General features: G+C 40.0%; 15 protein-coding genes and 3 tRNA genes. 8 read left to right on the forward strand and 10 right to left on the reverse strand.

Annotation, left to right across the window (positions count from 1 at the left end):
• Positions 1 to 38: 38 nt before the first annotated feature.
• From AC106S_RS02190 to AC106S_RS02200, 3 genes are all read right to left on the reverse strand, one after another.
• Positions 39 to 111: transfer RNA gene (locus tag AC106S_RS02190), tRNA-Met, on the reverse strand.
• Between the two features lie 38 nt (positions 112 to 149).
• A tRNA-Met gene (locus tag AC106S_RS02195) sits at positions 150 to 222 on the reverse strand.
• Between the two features lie 38 nt (positions 223 to 260).
• Positions 261 to 333 (reverse strand) — tRNA-Met (locus AC106S_RS02200).
• Positions 334 to 434: 101 nt separating this feature from the next.
• Here AC106S_RS02200 and AC106S_RS02205 point away from each other — a divergent pair.
• From AC106S_RS02205 to AC106S_RS02240, 8 genes are all read left to right on the forward strand, one after another.
• Complete coding sequence (locus tag AC106S_RS02205; protein ID WP_482437497.1) at positions 435 to 1,046, forward strand: L-threonylcarbamoyladenylate synthase; 612 nt, start codon at positions 435 to 437, stop codon at positions 1,044 to 1,046.
• Between the two features lie 31 nt (positions 1,047 to 1,077).
• On the forward strand, positions 1,078 to 1,779 hold the full coding sequence (locus AC106S_RS02210) for a CPBP family intramembrane glutamic endopeptidase (RefSeq protein WP_482437498.1): 702 nt from the start codon (positions 1,078 to 1,080) through the stop codon (positions 1,777 to 1,779).
• Positions 1,780 to 1,783: 4 nt separating this feature from the next.
• Positions 1,784 to 2,542: a peroxide stress protein YaaA gene (yaaA, locus tag AC106S_RS02215; RefSeq protein WP_482437499.1), complete on the forward strand. Its 759-nt coding sequence runs from the start codon at positions 1,784 to 1,786 to the stop codon at positions 2,540 to 2,542.
• A 1-nt stretch (position 2,543) separates the two neighbouring features.
• The gene (gene prmC / locus AC106S_RS02220) at positions 2,544 to 3,386 is read left to right on the forward strand and encodes a peptide chain release factor N(5)-glutamine methyltransferase (RefSeq protein ID WP_482437500.1); all 843 of its coding nucleotides are present in this window, start codon (positions 2,544 to 2,546) and stop codon (positions 3,384 to 3,386) included.
• A 32-nt stretch (positions 3,387 to 3,418) separates the two neighbouring features.
• Entirely contained in the window at positions 3,419 to 4,885 is a 1,467-nt protein-coding gene (locus AC106S_RS02225; protein WP_482437501.1) for a ligand-binding sensor domain-containing protein, read from the forward strand.
• 3 nt (positions 4,886 to 4,888) lie between these two features.
• The gene (locus AC106S_RS02230; RefSeq protein WP_482437502.1) at positions 4,889 to 5,248 is read left to right on the forward strand and encodes a DUF4180 domain-containing protein; all 360 of its coding nucleotides are present in this window, start codon (positions 4,889 to 4,891) and stop codon (positions 5,246 to 5,248) included.
• Between the two features lie 67 nt (positions 5,249 to 5,315).
• Positions 5,316 to 6,032: a hypothetical protein gene (locus AC106S_RS02235; protein ID WP_482437503.1), complete on the forward strand. Its 717-nt coding sequence runs from the start codon at positions 5,316 to 5,318 to the stop codon at positions 6,030 to 6,032.
• Positions 6,025 to 6,435: a hypothetical protein gene (locus tag AC106S_RS02240; RefSeq protein WP_482437504.1), complete on the forward strand. Its 411-nt coding sequence runs from the start codon at positions 6,025 to 6,027 to the stop codon at positions 6,433 to 6,435. The genes AC106S_RS02235 and AC106S_RS02240 overlap by 8 nt, the downstream gene beginning before the upstream one ends.
• Here the strand turns inward: AC106S_RS02240 and AC106S_RS02245 are convergent.
• The 7 genes from AC106S_RS02245 to AC106S_RS02275 all read right to left on the reverse strand — a co-directional run bounded on the left by AC106S_RS02245 (position 6,432) and on the right by AC106S_RS02275 (position 15,137).
• Positions 6,432 to 7,418, reverse strand: coding sequence for an NAD-dependent epimerase/dehydratase family protein (locus AC106S_RS02245; protein WP_482437505.1), 987 nt, complete (start codon positions 7,416 to 7,418; stop codon positions 6,432 to 6,434). The genes AC106S_RS02240 and AC106S_RS02245 overlap by 4 nt on opposite strands.
• A complete protein-coding gene (locus AC106S_RS02250; RefSeq protein ID WP_482437506.1) occupies positions 7,415 to 8,200 on the reverse strand; it encodes an SDR family NAD(P)-dependent oxidoreductase in 786 nt (261 codons plus the stop codon). The genes AC106S_RS02245 and AC106S_RS02250 overlap by 4 nt, the downstream gene beginning before the upstream one ends.
• 144 nt (positions 8,201 to 8,344) lie before the next feature.
• Entirely contained in the window at positions 8,345 to 9,451 is a 1,107-nt protein-coding gene (locus AC106S_RS02255) for a helix-turn-helix domain-containing protein (protein WP_482437507.1), read from the reverse strand.
• Positions 9,452 to 9,486: 35 nt separating this feature from the next.
• Complete coding sequence (locus AC106S_RS02260; protein ID WP_482437508.1) at positions 9,487 to 10,128, reverse strand: rhomboid family intramembrane serine protease; 642 nt, start codon at positions 10,126 to 10,128, stop codon at positions 9,487 to 9,489.
• Between the two features lie 11 nt (positions 10,129 to 10,139).
• A complete protein-coding gene (locus AC106S_RS02265) occupies positions 10,140 to 12,728 on the reverse strand; it encodes a DNA gyrase/topoisomerase IV subunit A (protein WP_482437509.1) in 2,589 nt (862 codons plus the stop codon).
• Complete coding sequence (locus AC106S_RS02270; RefSeq protein WP_482437510.1) at positions 12,725 to 13,213, reverse strand: hypothetical protein; 489 nt, start codon at positions 13,211 to 13,213, stop codon at positions 12,725 to 12,727. Before AC106S_RS02270 ends, AC106S_RS02265 begins: the two co-directional genes overlap by 4 nt.
• A 37-nt stretch (positions 13,214 to 13,250) precedes the next feature.
• Complete coding sequence (locus tag AC106S_RS02275) at positions 13,251 to 15,137, reverse strand: DNA topoisomerase IV subunit B (RefSeq protein WP_482437511.1); 1,887 nt, start codon at positions 15,135 to 15,137, stop codon at positions 13,251 to 13,253.
• Positions 15,138 to 15,142 lie beyond the last annotated feature (5 nt).

A 15,142-nucleotide genomic window follows, 5' to 3' on the forward strand; every position in this document is an offset into this window, starting at 1 on the left:
GTGTATTTTTAGAGTGCTTACCGAAAGCACTGTCCTAGTAGCGGGAACCGGACTCGAACCGATGACCTTCGGGTTATGAGCCCGACGAGCTACCTACTGCTCCATCCCGCGGTGTATTTTTAGAGTGCTTACCGAAAGCACTGTCCTAGTAGCGGGAACCGGACTCGAACCGATGACCTTCGGGTTATGAGCCCGACGAGCTACCTACTGCTCCATCCCGCGGTGTATTTTTAGAGTGTTTACCGAAAACACTGTCTTAGTAGCGGGAACCGGACTCGAACCGATGACCTTCGGGTTATGAGCCCGACGAGCTACCTACTGCTCCATCCCGCGATATTGGATTGCAAATGTACGACTTTTTCTTTAAAATCCTAATTTTTCTTTTAAATAAAGGACTTTTATAAAAACTATTTTATTATTTGTATCTTTGTTCTATGGCAAAAATATTGAAAATTTATCCGGACAACCCACAGGAAAATCTTGTGAATGAGGTTATTAAAACACTCAACAATGGCGGGCTGATCATCTATCCATCTGATACCGTCTATGCCCTGGGCTGTAATATTTTTGATATTAAAGCTATGGAAAAACTGGCCCAGATGAAAAAAATCAAGCTGGAAAAGGCTAAATTCTCTATTATCTGTAATGATCTGAGCCACCTTTCAGACTTTACAAGACCCGTAGAAACATCAGTTTTCAGATTTCTGAAAAGCCACCTTCCCGGCCCTTTCACTTTCATCCTTGAAGCCAATAAGAGCCTTCCGCTGGCCTATAAAAATCATAAAACAATCGGTATCCGTGTACCGGACCACCCGATTCCGCAGCTTATCGTAGAAAAGCTGGGCCATCCCATTGCCTCTACCTCCATCAAAGATGACGACGAAATCATTGAATACTCTACCGATCCTGAGCTGATTGCTGAAAAATATGATCATCTTGTAGATATTGTCATTGATTCCGGATACGGAGACAATGTAGCTTCCACTATTGTGGATCTTACCTCCGGAGAACCGGAGATTATCCGTCAGGGGAAAGGAATGGTTTAGCTGATGAAATTTAGGGTTTAGGTTGACGGTTATGGGGCTTAACGGAAAATATTCTGCAGGAATTCTGCTTACTTTTGTACTCCTGGCTGCTGTAATGCTTTATATCTTCCCTGTCATTGGTATGATAACAGGAGTAAAGAGCGTAACAGCCAATGTTTTTTTTATCAGCAGAATTGCGATATGGATTGTTCTGGGAATTGTATTTCTGTATGTACTTTTTATAGAAAAAATGCCCTTTCTGCTTTGGAAAGAAAAACAGTACAGCTTTTCATTGTACGCAAAAGCAGTCATCGGCCTGTATTTTATCTGTGCTTTTGGCGGTTCTTTTCTGAATGTATTGTTACGGTTTTTAACGGATGAAAAGATCAGCAGTAAGCTGATACAGCTTTCTTCGGTTTTTAAGGATAATTATTTGTTAATTGTTTTTACCTGTTTTACAGCCGGAGCAGTTGAGGAATTTCTGATGCGTGGCTACATACAGCCCAGAATTGAAAAGCTTTACAACAGTCCGGCTGCAGGAATTCTGGTTTCCGCCGTTTTATTCGGAATCCTGCACAGCACTTACGGAACAGTAAGCCAGGTTGTCGTACCTTTTTTTATTGGAGTTGTTTTTGCTGTATTTTATAAAAAATATTCAAACCTTAAAATTCTGATCATCTGTCATTTTATGATTGATTTTATCTCCCTGATGCTTCTGAATTTTATTGATTTTAAACATATATCTGTATTTTAACATTATGAAAATTATAACGTCTCCCGCGAAACTGATGAATGTTGAGAATTCAACGGATCTTCTGAGATCTACAACACCGAAATTCATCGAAGACGCTGCATTCATACAATCTTATTTAAAAGAAAAATCCCCGAAATATCTTTCCGAGCTGATGGAAATTTCGCCTAAGCTGGCTGATGAAAACTGGGAAAGAAATCAGAAATGGAAAACAAAACCAACAGCTAAAGAATCTGCTCCGGCCATGTTCGCATTTACCGGAGAGGTATACAGAGGTCTTGATGCTAAAACGCTGGATCAAAAAGCAGTGGATTATCTTCAGAAAAATTACAGAATGCTTTCGGGGCTGTATGGTCTTCTGAAGCCATCCGATAAAGTCATGCTGTACAGACTGGAAATGGGCCGTCCTTTTGAATTTGACCAATATAAAAACCTATACGAATTCTGGAGGGAAAAGATTACAGAACAGCTGAACTCCGAGATGAAAAAAGGGGAAATCCTTCTTCATCTGGCCAGTAATGAATACGGCAAAGTGATCGACAGGAAAAAACTGAGCCACACCGTTATAGATTTCGATTTTTATGAACTGAAAGACGGAAAGCTGAAAACTATCGTTGTTTATACCAAGCATGCCAGAGGACTTGTAGTAAGATTCTGTGCAGAGACCAATGCGCAGACCCTTGATGACGTTAAAGCTTTCAACTATGAAGGTTACCTGATCGATGAAGAAAAGTCAACGGATACTAAACTGGTTTTTACAAGATAAAATGACCCTGTCAGCATTTAAAAAACATTTCAGCACTGAACTTTCCGGTTGGTATACCGATTCGGAAAGTGCTTTTCTATCCTCCGTTTTTATTCAGAAAACGGTGGGTTTTGATTCATTTCACCAGAGAAGATTTTCTGATCAGGAACTTCTTACTGCTGATGAGGAACAGCTTATCAACGTCATACAGGAATTAAAAACCGGGAGACCTTATCAGCAGATCCTGGGTGAAACAGAATTTTACGGAATGACTTTTTTCGTGGACGAAAATGTCCTGATTCCTCGCCCAGAAACAGAAGAACTGCTTGAAATGGCAGTTCATAAGATCAAGCATTCAGGGTTGGAGAAGGCTAAAATCCTAGATATAGGAACCGGAAGCGGCGTAATTCCATTGGTTTTGAAAAAGCATTTTCCGGATGCTGAGATCTCTTCAGTTGATTTTTCAGAAAAAGCCCTTCAGACCGCCGGGAAAAATGCAGAATATCACCAGCTGGAAATTAAGTTCATTCATGCGGATTATCTTAATTTTGAGCTGCCGGAAAGCTATGACATCATCATTTCCAATCCTCCGTATATCGGAATAGAAGAAGAAACTGAAATTGCGGATTCCGTGAAGGAATTTGAACCCAAAATGGCCCTCTTCTCCCCTGTTTCCGATGCGCTGGTCTTTTACAGAAAAATTGCTGAGGACTCCAAAAAACATTTAAAAGACCGTGGACTTCTGTTTTTAGAAATCAATCAGAAACTCGGTCCTGAAACTTTAGAACTGTATGAATATTTCACAGAAGCCAGGCTTATCAGAGATCTTTCAGACAATGACCGCTTTATTTTTGGAATAAAATAATTTAATCCTGAAAAACTAACCATTCAGAATCCATGAAAAAAACTCTTATCGCATTATCATTCGCCTTTGTCTCCGGCAATATATATTCGCAAAACATTTTCCCTGTTAAACTGGACAACTGCAAAACGGAAAAATTCTGTCTCGACTGTGGCGATACCAAAGCCGGTTATGCCGAAAAAGAGTTTCAGGTATTGAATAACAGACTGAACTCCTCTCTAAACCTGAAAGGAATTTCAGGCGGAATAAAATTCCAGGTTCTTGTAGATTCCAAAGGAAAAGCGTGTGTTCTAAGCCATACCGACCAGTCCAACAATATCATCACTCAGAAAATTATCGATGAGCTCAACCGTTTTAAAGATTGGAAACCTGCTGTTACCAATAATAAGGCAGAAGAAAAAACTTCTATTACACTTGCTTTTTTAATAAAAGACAATTCAATTACGGGACAGGTGGAGCGTGTGGATATGAACGCTTTTAAAAAATCATTTGACAGACCTGTAAAACCGGAAATATTCAATAAAAAATACCACTATAAAAACGAAAATTTAAGCCGTTATAAAATAACGGTATGGAACTCCAAAAACTCTGATCTGCCCAACAATATGACCGACCATATTGCCATAGACAAGAACGGCCTGATATGGCTGACGGTAGATGAAGGACTGGTAAAATTTGATGGAAATACCTTTACCGGTGCTGAACAGAACATTACAGATAAAGGAAAATATTTTTCCTATTCTCAACTTGAATCCGACAATCATAATATAAAATGGGTTTACGGAAAAGACCGTCTTTACAGCTTTAATGATCAAGAATGGACTATCTATGATCCAATAGCCATACGCGTTATTAACGTTTATAACATCATCAATAATGCTGAAACCGGTGAAGTCTTTTTCTGTTCAGATGAAGGATTATCCATTTTAAAGGGCAATACCTGGTCAAATATCAACAAAGATAAAATTGATGCATTACCATCCAACAGGATTTCATTTGCGAAAAGAGATTCTAAAAACAGACTATGGATCGGAACATTCAGCGGCTCGGTAATGATTGACGAAAACGGTAAGCCCACCGGTTTTGAAAATTCGGATACGGCCTTAAAAGGTAAATGTATAACTTCTATGGATGAGGATAAAGAAGGTAATTTATATTTTACTTTATATGAGTTTAACCGGGCAGATAAGCAAAAGGTTAATAATAACGAAGGTATTGCCATCAGGTATAATAACGGAACGATTAAGCAGTTTACCACAGATAATTCAGGAATGCCCTTCAATCACGCGACCTCTGTTCTGTATGATAAAAAGGAAAAAGCACTCTGGATTTCCACGGACAGAGCTGGCCTTGTACGCTTTGACCTGAAAGGAAACTGGGAAAATTATCATAATGAAAATTCCCCCATTCCAACGTCCTACATCTCTTCTATGAAATTTGACAATAATGGAAACCTTTACCTTGCCACACGCCAGGGACTGGTAAAAATCGAAAGAAAATAACAGATGGAAATTATTGCACACCCTATCAAGGATCTGAAAATAGCTGAAATTATCTCTGATATAGTGATAATCAACTCGGCTGAAGACGGGCTGGACCTTCTAGGAAATATTTATTATCAGGGTTTTGACAAGGTTATTATGTATGAAAAGAATATCACCCCTGATTTTTTTGATCTTAAAACCAGGATCGCAGGCGAAATCCTGCAGAAATTCTCCAATTACCGTATGGGACTTGCCATTGTAGGAGATTTCAGCTCATATGAAAGTAAAAGTATCAGGGATTTTATTTTTGAAAGCAACAAAACCAAACATATCAACTTTGCAGAAACCATTGAGGATGCCCTGAAAAGGCTATCGGAATAACAGAAAATCCTGATCCGGAAAATAATTTGTTCAGCCTTCCGTTATAGGGAAAACCAAACCATCTGTAATGCTGAAAAAAATAAGTTTATTATCCGGAATCCTTCTCTGTTCCTTTTTCTCCGCACAGGAATTTACCCAATATAAAAATGGTCTCATCTACAGTGAAGAGGCGATGGCCCAGCTTGGAAAAGTGGTAGATTCACTTAATTTAAAGTATAAAACTTGTGATCTGAGTAAGGTTTTTTATTCCCAGATGCAAACCAAAGGATATATGATCCATCTGGATTCAGGAAATGTGGTTCAGGCAAAAAAAGACATTGATCAAAATATTTCCTTTGAAAATTTTATTTCCAGATACCCTAATGCCAAGGTTGAGAAAGACATTTTGTTTGTAAAATCAAAGGAGAAAGATTATCGGGAAAAAGATATTATTAACGTAAGAGAAATCAGCTTTGAAGACCGTTACGGGTATGATCTAGAGGAAAATTATTCAGAGGAAAAGTACAATAAACCCGCCAAGAACACATGGATTTATCAGTATAATAAGAACGAATCTCCTTCAAAAGAATCGATGTTTGCCTTCTATTTTCCAGAAAATTTTAGAAGTATTCCATTGGATCTGAAATATAATAAACAGATTATTTATTCTGACTGTCTTATTGATACCTCTTCCACTAAATTTAAAAATACTTTAAAAGAGCCTACCATAGACCTTCCCGCCAATTGGCAGAAGTTAACTAAAAAGAAAAAGGGACAACTCCTCGAAAAAATGAGAGGTGAATGATAGATTCCAAAGGATGTCTGATGCAAGCTATGCACAACAGGAACGAGAAACTTATATCAGAGAATTAGAAGAATTAAATATTAATGTTCCGGACCTTATCTTAGGTACAGCTTTTCGTATTGAAAATCCTGTCAACAATCATTATTCCGGAAGTATAGCCAGATTGGGAAGAGCGGTTTCCGAGTCTAAAGACAAGGAATTATTCTTATCCAGACTGCTGTCTATGATTGAAGATGATTCATTGGACGATTATAACAGGTCAATAGCCTTCTTTTTCTATCTTAACTGTAATCACTACACTAAAGATGAAAAAGAGAAGAAAATGAACAGCATTAAATTGAAAGATTCCGTAAAAAAACTTCCGAAATATATTTTTGACAAGATCAAACTTGAGGAAATCTAATACCTTCCGAAAGGTATTTTAACTTTCTTTTCAAAAAAACGCACCGCATCTTCCACTGCTTTATCCACGGTCTGATAACTGAGCCCCAGTTCTTCAGCAGATTTGCGGTTGGAATAAAAATTACTGATCCTCAGAGCCTTCATATTGGGTGAGCTGAGGCTGGTCCTGATCTTCAGTTTCCGGAGGCCGTCTCCCAGATATCCAAGAAGTACCAGTGCTGTGTCGGGAATAGGAATCATCAAAGGATTTCCGTTGGTGAAATTGTTGACTTTCCTGAAAAAGTCCTTATAGCTCAGATTTTCTCCGGCCAGCAGGTATTTTTCACCGTTCTGCCCGTTTTCAATAGCTTTTATAATTCCGTTGGCGGCATCTTCAACGTGTACAAAATTCTTACCTCCTTTCGGGTAGAAAACCATTTTTTTGTTCAGGGTCCAGAAAATAATCCTGCCGGAGCTGGGTTTATGGTCATGGGCCCCGATCATAAAAGTGGGATTCACAATAATCACCTTTGTCGTCCTGTTCTGCTGAAGAAGATAGTCTTCTGTTTCCAGTTTGCTTTTAGCATAGAATGAATGGGTAAAGGGATAAAGCTGGGGCGCTTTTTCACTCCCCCAGGCTTCCTTATGGCCATACCCTAAGGTATTGGCTGTACTTACAAACAGGAACTTTCCTACACCGGCTGCATCTGCCTGTGAGAACAGATGAACGGATGCATCGTAATTCACTGTTCTGTAATCGTCATAATGCAGCAGATCCTGAGCAGTTTCTGCGGCGATATGAATTACCGTCTCCACATCCTGCAGACACTCCGAAATATCTGAAAACAGATCTCCTTCTATCAGCCTGAGGTTTTCATTTTCTTCGCCCATCCAGCTGCTTTTCTTGCGCACCAGAGCAGTAACAAAATAACCATATTCTAATAATTTTATAACGGTATTGGTTCCCAGAAGCCCGGAGCCTCCGGTTACAAAAACTTTTTTCATGCTTCAATTTCCTTTTTGATGGCACTGGTCATCAGGGGAAGCTTGATCCAGATCGGAAGGATCTTCATCATCAGCCAGCTCACCGGATTAACCATAATAACGGAATCTTTTTTAAAGAGCTGACGGATGCAGTATGCCGCCACTTTATCAGGATCCAGCAGCGTAAGCTTTCCTAAAATTCCCTGTTTTTCTATTCTCCGGCATACATCGGTATTGGTTTTCATTGCTCCGGGATTCACTACGCTTACAAATACGCTGGTGTCTTTCAGTTCTTCATGCAGCCCTCTGGAAAAGGAATGGATAAAGGTTTTTGAAGCCGGATATACTGTTTTAAAACCAATCGGAGAGAATGCAGCCATACTGGAAACATTTAATATATAAGCTTTGGGCTGCCTTAAAAGGTTGGGAAGCAGTTGATGGGTAATCAGTGAGGTTGCTGCAACATTCACCTGAAGAATGGTATTGATATAATCAGGAGTGGCATCAACAAACTTCTTGGTTCCTCCCAGCCCTGCATTATTGATCAGAATATGGATTTCAAAAGAAGCATTCAGCCAGTCTGTAAGTTTCATGACATTTTCATTCACGGAAAGATCTACTTCATAATAATGAACTCTGATCCGGTAAACTTCCTCAAGCTCTTCGGAAAGTTCTTTTAACTGTTGTCCCGGTAAACTGACCAGGATAAGATTGATCTTATTTTTTGCCAGGTTTTCAGCGAATGACTTTCCCAGTCCCTGGCTTGCTCCTGTAACCACTGCATATGATTCTTTAGTATCCATAACTTAAATTTTATGGTACAAAGCTATCTCAGAGCAGGCCCTCAAATGTTCAGGATTATCTGAGTGAACCTATTTTAGAAATCAGATCAACTGAAATTCAAATAATTAAAAACCAGACATTTACACAAAAACGAACGTATGACTTTATAAATCCGAACCATTTTTATACCCGGAAGGAGTCTGATTGGTCAGCTTTTTAAAAGTGGTATTAAAAGAAGTTTTGGAATTGAAACCCGACTCGTAAGCGATACCCAGGATTGATAATTTACTGTCCGGATCTTTTAAAAGTTGTCTGGCATATTCAATACGGTATTCATTCACATACTGAAAAAAATTCTTTCCGAATCCGGTATTGATCACATAGGATAGCTGATGGGTAGAAACTGAAAGAAGCTCTGAGAGTTTAACCAGATTCAGCTCACTGTCCAGGTAAGGTTTTTGCCTGTTCATAACGTCTTCAAGCTGTTTTTTGATCCTGATCAGCTCGTCATCGGAAATCAGTTTCCTTTTAACCTCTTCAGCATCAGAATCGCTGCTGATTGATATAAATTCTTCGCGCTGTTTCTCTTCCACAGGATAAATCTCTTTTTGCTTCAGGGAGTAATAACCTACAAAATAAATCACCAGCAAAAAGACTCCGTTAATAAAGAAGTTCAGGGAAGTGGAATTATAAGACAGATTATACACCACATAAATAATATTGATCAGGAAAATAATCAGAATGATGTATTCCAGCCAGTTCAGATTGATCCCTTCTGTATTGGCAGAAAACTGCTGTATTCTTTTCTGATGCTTCCTGATGGTAACGTAAGACAGCCCGGTGTAAAACAGTGCCTGAAACAGGATCAGCCCGATAAAAACAACCTGAAAAAAAGAGCTGTTGTCAACCCCTAAATGAGGCAACAGAAGATTGATCAGGAAAATAACGGGAAGAATGAAGTATTTAAGATCTGTTATTTTAAATTTAAAAGATGGATTGGTGAAAAACAGAACGCTCAGATAGAACATGATCGGGGTAAGAAACTGTATAATCTGGACCGAAAATATGGAGTGAATTTCCACGGGAGCTCCTTTTACCAGTGTCAACACCTCATCGAGCCAGAAACTGGACCACAGAAAAAGGAATATCCCGAACCAGAAATTGGCTTTCCGGTTAACTTTTAACGGGTTGGAAAGCTTCAGCAGAGACAGCAAAACCAATGAGCCATAGATTAAGACAACAATAAAACTGTTTAATTCTGATGTGCTCATTGGTTTTTGATATTATTTTAATCAAAGATAGCTTTTTATCTTATTTTTTTCCTTATAAAGATCTGATAAGCCAGATAAATCAATGGAAGTGACATGGCCCCCAGATAAAGGATATTTTTCATAGCCAGATCCGGATTTATCGCCACGGCGTATACAAGACCGAAGAATGCCCCTCCGAGATGGGCAGCATGCCCCAGGTTATCCCACTGCTTAGGATTCAGCATCATGTAAACGGAATACCCGAAATACAGGGTTCCGAAGATCCAGCCCGGCAGGAAGTTGACTTCAATAATGTCCGGAGCCATTGCAATAGCTGCGAATATAATTCCTGAAACAGCTCCTGAAGCTCCTATGGCAGAATACCACGGCTGGTTTTTATAGATCAGAAGACTGAACAGGTTCCCGAGGATCATAGACCCGAAATAAATGATCAGGAAGCCTATGTTCCCAAAAAAACTGATCACAACAGCCTGAAAGAAATACAGGGAAAGCATATTGAAAAACAGGTGCATGAAATCTGCATGCAGAAATGCCGAACTGATCAGTCTTATATATTCCTTACGGTTCTCAATCGCTGCTACATTGAATTTATATTTCTCAAATAAAGCGACATCATTAAAGCCCCTGTAACTAAACATACAGGTTATGGCAATAATGACTAAAACAGGTATACTCATCTTCTTGATTCTTAATTTTCAGATTCTCCGTCCCGGAACAGGTCACCTATTACGCCTCCGTCCTCATCTACAATTCCGTCTCCGGTTTCCGGTTCTTCATATACTTCCGGCTCTTCTTCAGGAGGTTCGGGGATGGTGATATTGATGGCTTTTACTTTAAATTTTGTAAACTGGTTTCCGATGGCTTTTATTCCTTTTACAGCAATGAATTCATCAATGTTGATCGTTTCAGGATCGCGGTCTTTTCCTTTGTCTTTGGCAAAAATGATCTCCGCAGATGCTCCGTCGGCTACAATTACATTCTCAATAAATGATTTTGAATGCTCAGAAGGCATAAAGGTCTGTACATTGGCTGTATTTTCCAGCAGGAATCTCTTGATGAAATAAATATCTTTTTCCCCGTCAAAATAAATACAGGTTACCGGCTGCTGCGGTTTCCATTTTTCCAGCACCAGGTATTCGTCATCGAAACGGTTCCCAAGATCGAAAGATACCAGTTTTACTTCGCCGTTGGTATTGATGGTCAGAATTCTGTCATCCCCTTTGAAGCTTCCCAGTAAAGTTCCCCTTCCGTCTGCATTCAGTCTTCTCACGGTATCATCAAACCAGATCTTTCTCGGAGCCAGTGTAGAGACACCTTCTTCTTTCATATCAACCTTCTTCACAGAATATTTGGTCACCAGGTTTCCTTTGGAATCTCTTCCTTTGATGGCCAGATCAGAGAAATCGATCTCCATTTTATTTTTCCTGATTCTTGGGTTGGGTTTTAAAAGTACGGTTACTGTTTCCGCTTCACCATTCGGATTGGCCGAAAAATACAGTACTTCCGACCCTTTTTTATCAGAGGCGAGCGGATAATCCGTATTTCTGGTTACCGCGGTAACGAAGAAACGTTTCATGTAATACGGTCCTTCTTTACCCTCACGGTAGATCATGTTGTACACGGTACGCTTATCATTTTTCTTCCATACGGCAACGTGCAGGATATCTTTTCCGATGAAGGTCTTGGCTTCCACTTTCACCACCTTCATGCTTCCGTCTTTTCTGAACGTAATGATGTCATCAATATCTGAACAGTCGAACATATACTGATCTTTTCTCAGGGAGGTTCCGATAAAGCCTTCTTCAAAGTTGGCATAGAATTTTTCGTTGGCTACGGCTACTTTGGTGGCATCAATGGTATCGAAAATTCTCAGTTCGGTTTTTCTCTGTTTATCTTTTCCGTATTTCTTCTGAATATTCAGGTAATAGTCGATAGCATAAGCGATCAGGTTGGCAAGGTTGTATTTTACCTGCTCTATTTTACCTTCCAGCGCGGCAATATTTTCTTTAAATTTATCTAAATCGAATCTTGAGATTCTTTTGATCCTGATCTCGGTCAGTTTTAAAATATCTTCTTCCGTTACTGCTCTTAAAAGATGTTTGGTGTGAGGTTTCAGCCCTTTATCAATGGTTTTCAGAACTTCTTCCCAGCTCTTTACCTCTTCAATATCATGGTAGATTCTGTTTTCGATGAAAATTCTTTCCAAAGAAGAGAAATGCCAGCTTTCCTGAAGCTCGTGAAGTTCTATTTCAAGTTCCTTTTTAAGCAGGGAAACCGTATGATCCGTATTCATTTTCAGAATATCCGAAACATTCATGAACATCGGCTTGTCTCCCACAATAACGCATGCATTAGGGGAAATTGTTACCTGGCAGTCTGTAAAGGCATAAAGCGCATCAATGGTTTTATCCGGTGAGACATCATTATGGAGATGGATAAGGATCTCTACGGAATCTGAGGTATTGTCTTCGATCTTTTTGATCTTGATCTTTCCTTTTTCGTTAGCTTTCAGGATAGAATCGATCAGATCGCTGGTTGTTTTGGAAAACGGAAGCTCAGAAATCACCAGCGTATGTTTGTCTGTCTGGGTAATTCTGGCTCTTGCTCTTACTTTTCCGCCCCTGTGGCCGTCATTGTACTCTGAAACATCCAGATAACCGGCAGTAAGAAAATCAGGAAACAGTTCAAATTTTTTCCCTTTCAGATAAGCTACTGAAGCCGTAATCAGCTCATTGAAATTATGCGGAAGGATCTTTGTGGAAAGTCCTACCCCGATTCCTTCCACTCCCTGTGCCAGAAGCAGCGGAAATTTTACGGGAAGGTCGATAGGTTCGTTATTTCTTCCGTCATAAGATTTTGCCCACTCTGTTGTTTTAGGATTGAAGACTACTTCCAGAGCGAAAGGAGTCAGTCTGGCTTCAATATATCTTGCCGCCGCAGCAGAGTCTCCGGTGTAGATATTCCCCCAGTTTCCCTGGGTATCAATCAGGAGTTCTTTCTGCCCGATCTGTACCATAGCATCGGTAATGGAGGCATCACCGTGGGGGTGGTACTTCATGGTATTCCCTACGATATTGGCAACTTTGTTGTAACGGCCGTCTTCCAGTTCGCGCATAGAGTGCATAATTCTTCTCTGAACAGGCTTCAGCCCGTCAAATATCGAAGGAATTGCTCTATCCAGGATTACATAGGAAGCATAATCCAGAAACCAGTCTTTATAAAGTCCGGAGACTTTTTTTAAGCTCTCTCCTTCATGGGAGAATTCTTCTGTCGTCATCTGTTATTATAATCGTTTTTCTCTTTATTAGCTTTTACTACTTTATTCAGAGAGAGTTTTAAATCGTTTACTTCTTTTTTTGTCAGATATGAGATATCATATTTAAGCATGGTAGAACCGCTGTTCTTGCTGTTAATTCTTACGTACAGTCTTTTCAGTAAAAAAATACTTACGATCTCATATTCTATCAGTTTATATTTTGGAAATTCATCATGAAGAGGTTTATCCAAAAAAGGAATGATATTCCTGTTTTTAAAATTCAGCGCTTCGCCATCACTGTCGTATTCAAAGATCTGCCTTCCGTTCAGATAAAAGATTCCGAGGATTACAACAGGAACGATCAGCAGTAGATAGCTTATCTTTCCTACGGCATGAAATCTGTATTCATTCAGTAGAAACGCAGAGATTCCAAATACGACCATCATCAGCAGCAATGTGTTTACAAAGTTGTAAACAGATGCTTTGTTGCGGTTGCTTAGTCTCATTGTGGTTTGTGTGTTTGGTGTCTTATGTTGTCAGCTTTCAGCTGATTGTTGCTTCGTCTAAAATTTCTTTTTTATCGATGTCCGGGTCTTCTACTACCAGGTTTTCAAGGATAAACACCTGTCTGTCCGGTGTATTTTTCCCCATGTAGAATTCCAGCAGCTGTTCTATGGTCTGGTCTTTCCCTACTACCACAGGTTCCAGGCGGATGTCTTTCCCGATGAAGTGTTTGAACTCGTCCGGAGAGATTTCCCCAAGTCCTTTGAATCGGGTTATCTCAGGATTTCTGCCCAGCTCGTTCAGTGCTTTTATTCTTTCTGCTTCCGAGTAACAGTATCTTGTTTCTTTTTTATTTCTTACCCTGAAGAGCGGGGTCTGCAGGATGTAGAGATGCCCGTTCTTGATGAGATCCGGGAAGAACTGCAGGAAGAAGGTAATCATCAGAAGACGGATGTGCATTCCGTCTACATCGGCATCGGTAGCAATAATCACCTGATTGTATCTGAGATCTTCCAGACTTTCTTCAATATTCAGGGCAGCCTGAAGAAGGTTGAATTCTTCATTTTCGTATACCACTTTCTTGGTCAGACCGTAGCAGTTCAGTGGTTTTCCCTTCAGGGAGAATACGGCCTGGGTTTCCACATCCCTGGATTTTGTGATGGATCCGGATGCAGAGTCTCCCTCGGTGATGAAGATCTGGGTATCTCCTTTTCTTTCGGCTTTCTGATCGTTATAATGCTGTCTGCAGTCTCTCAGTTTTTTGTTGTGAAGGGATACTTTCTTGGCTCTTTCCCTGGCCAGTTTCTGAATTCCGGAAAGCTCCTTTCTCTCTCTTTCGGAGATGAGGATCTTTCTCTGAATGGCTTCTGCAATTTCAGGATTTTTATGAAGAAAGTTATCCAGTTTGCTTTTCAGGAAATCGATGATAAATGTTCTTACGGTAGGCCCGTTTGGTCCCATATCATTAGATCCCAGCTTTGTTTTGGTCTGCGATTCAAATACCGGTTCCTCTACATTGATGGAAATGGCAGCTATGATTGACTTCCTGATGTCTGATGCATCAAAACTCTTGTTGAAATACTCACGGATGGTTTTTACATAGGCTTCACGGAAAGAATTCAGGTGCGTTCCTCCCTGCGTGGTATTCTGTCCGTTAACGAAAGAGAAATAAGTCTCTGTCTGGGACTTGTCAGAATGCGTGATCGCCACTTCTATATCATTATCTTTCAGGTGAATGATCGGATAGAGGATTTCGCTTTCGAGTTCTTCTTCGAGTAAGTCTTTAAGACCGTTTTCAGAATAATAGGTTTCTCCGTTGAAAAGAATTTTAAGTCCGGGATTAAGATACGCATAGTTGCGCAGCATTCTCTCAATATATTCTTTTCTGTATTTGAAATGAAGGAAGATGTCTCCGTCGGGAATGAAGGATATTTCGGTTCCGTTTCGGTCCGAAGTATCTTTTTCTTCATAGTTTTCTTTAATGAGTCCTCTGGAAAACTCGGCCATTTTCATTTTTCCGTCACGGAAAGACCTTACCCGGAAGTAATCTGAAAGGGCATTTACGGCTTTGGTACCGACTCCGTTCAGACCTACGGATTTTTTGAAGGCTTTACTGTCGTATTTTCCTCCCGTATTCATTTTGGAAACGGCATCTACCACCTTTCCCAGAGGAATTCCACGGCCAAAATCACGGATGGTAACTTTTCCGTCATCCAGTTTTATTTCGATTCTTTTTCCTGCTTTCATCCTGAACTCATCAATGGAGTTGTCCAGGATCTCTTTCAGGAGGATGTAAATACCGTCGTCGGCAGAGGAGCCGTCCCCCAGTTTCCCGATGTACATTCCGGGGCGCAGACGGATATGCTCCTGCCAGTCGAGGGTTCTGATATTATCTTCTGAGTAGGTTGGATTTATTTCTTGTGACATATATG

Source organism: Chryseobacterium sp. FR054 (genome assembly GCF_056844565.1).

What these genes read in the sequence shown, in the direction of transcription:
- AC106S_RS02245 (WP_482437505.1), bottom strand. Translation starts at nt 7,418, where the DNA reads ATGAAAAAAGTTTTTGTAACCGGAGGCTCCGGGCTTCTGGGAACCAAT.
- AC106S_RS02270 (WP_482437510.1), bottom strand. Translation starts at nt 13,213, where the DNA reads ATGAGACTAAGCAACCGCAACAAAGCATCTGTTTACAACTTTGTAAAC.
- AC106S_RS02250 (WP_482437506.1), bottom strand. Translation starts at nt 8,200, where the DNA reads ATGGATACTAAAGAATCATATGCAGTGGTTACAGGAGCAAGCCAGGGA.
- AC106S_RS02210 (WP_482437498.1), top strand. Translation starts at nt 1,078, where the DNA reads ATGGGGCTTAACGGAAAATATTCTGCAGGAATTCTGCTTACTTTTGTA.
- AC106S_RS02225 (WP_482437501.1), top strand. Translation starts at nt 3,419, where the DNA reads ATGAAAAAAACTCTTATCGCATTATCATTCGCCTTTGTCTCCGGCAAT.
- AC106S_RS02265 (WP_482437509.1), bottom strand. Translation starts at nt 12,728, where the DNA reads ATGACGACAGAAGAATTCTCCCATGAAGGAGAGAGCTTAAAAAAAGTC.
- AC106S_RS02205 (WP_482437497.1), top strand. Translation starts at nt 435, where the DNA reads ATGGCAAAAATATTGAAAATTTATCCGGACAACCCACAGGAAAATCTT.
- AC106S_RS02260 (WP_482437508.1), bottom strand. Translation starts at nt 10,128, where the DNA reads ATGAGTATACCTGTTTTAGTCATTATTGCCATAACCTGTATGTTTAGT.
- yaaA (WP_482437499.1), top strand. Translation starts at nt 1,784, where the DNA reads ATGAAAATTATAACGTCTCCCGCGAAACTGATGAATGTTGAGAATTCA.
- AC106S_RS02275 (WP_482437511.1), bottom strand. Translation starts at nt 15,137, where the DNA reads ATGTCACAAGAAATAAATCCAACCTACTCAGAAGATAATATCAGAACC.
- AC106S_RS02255 (WP_482437507.1), bottom strand. Translation starts at nt 9,451, where the DNA reads ATGAGCACATCAGAATTAAACAGTTTTATTGTTGTCTTAATCTATGGC.
- AC106S_RS02235 (WP_482437503.1), top strand. Translation starts at nt 5,316, where the DNA reads ATGCTGAAAAAAATAAGTTTATTATCCGGAATCCTTCTCTGTTCCTTT.
- prmC (WP_482437500.1), top strand. Translation starts at nt 2,544, where the DNA reads ATGACCCTGTCAGCATTTAAAAAACATTTCAGCACTGAACTTTCCGGT.
- AC106S_RS02230 (WP_482437502.1), top strand. Translation starts at nt 4,889, where the DNA reads ATGGAAATTATTGCACACCCTATCAAGGATCTGAAAATAGCTGAAATT.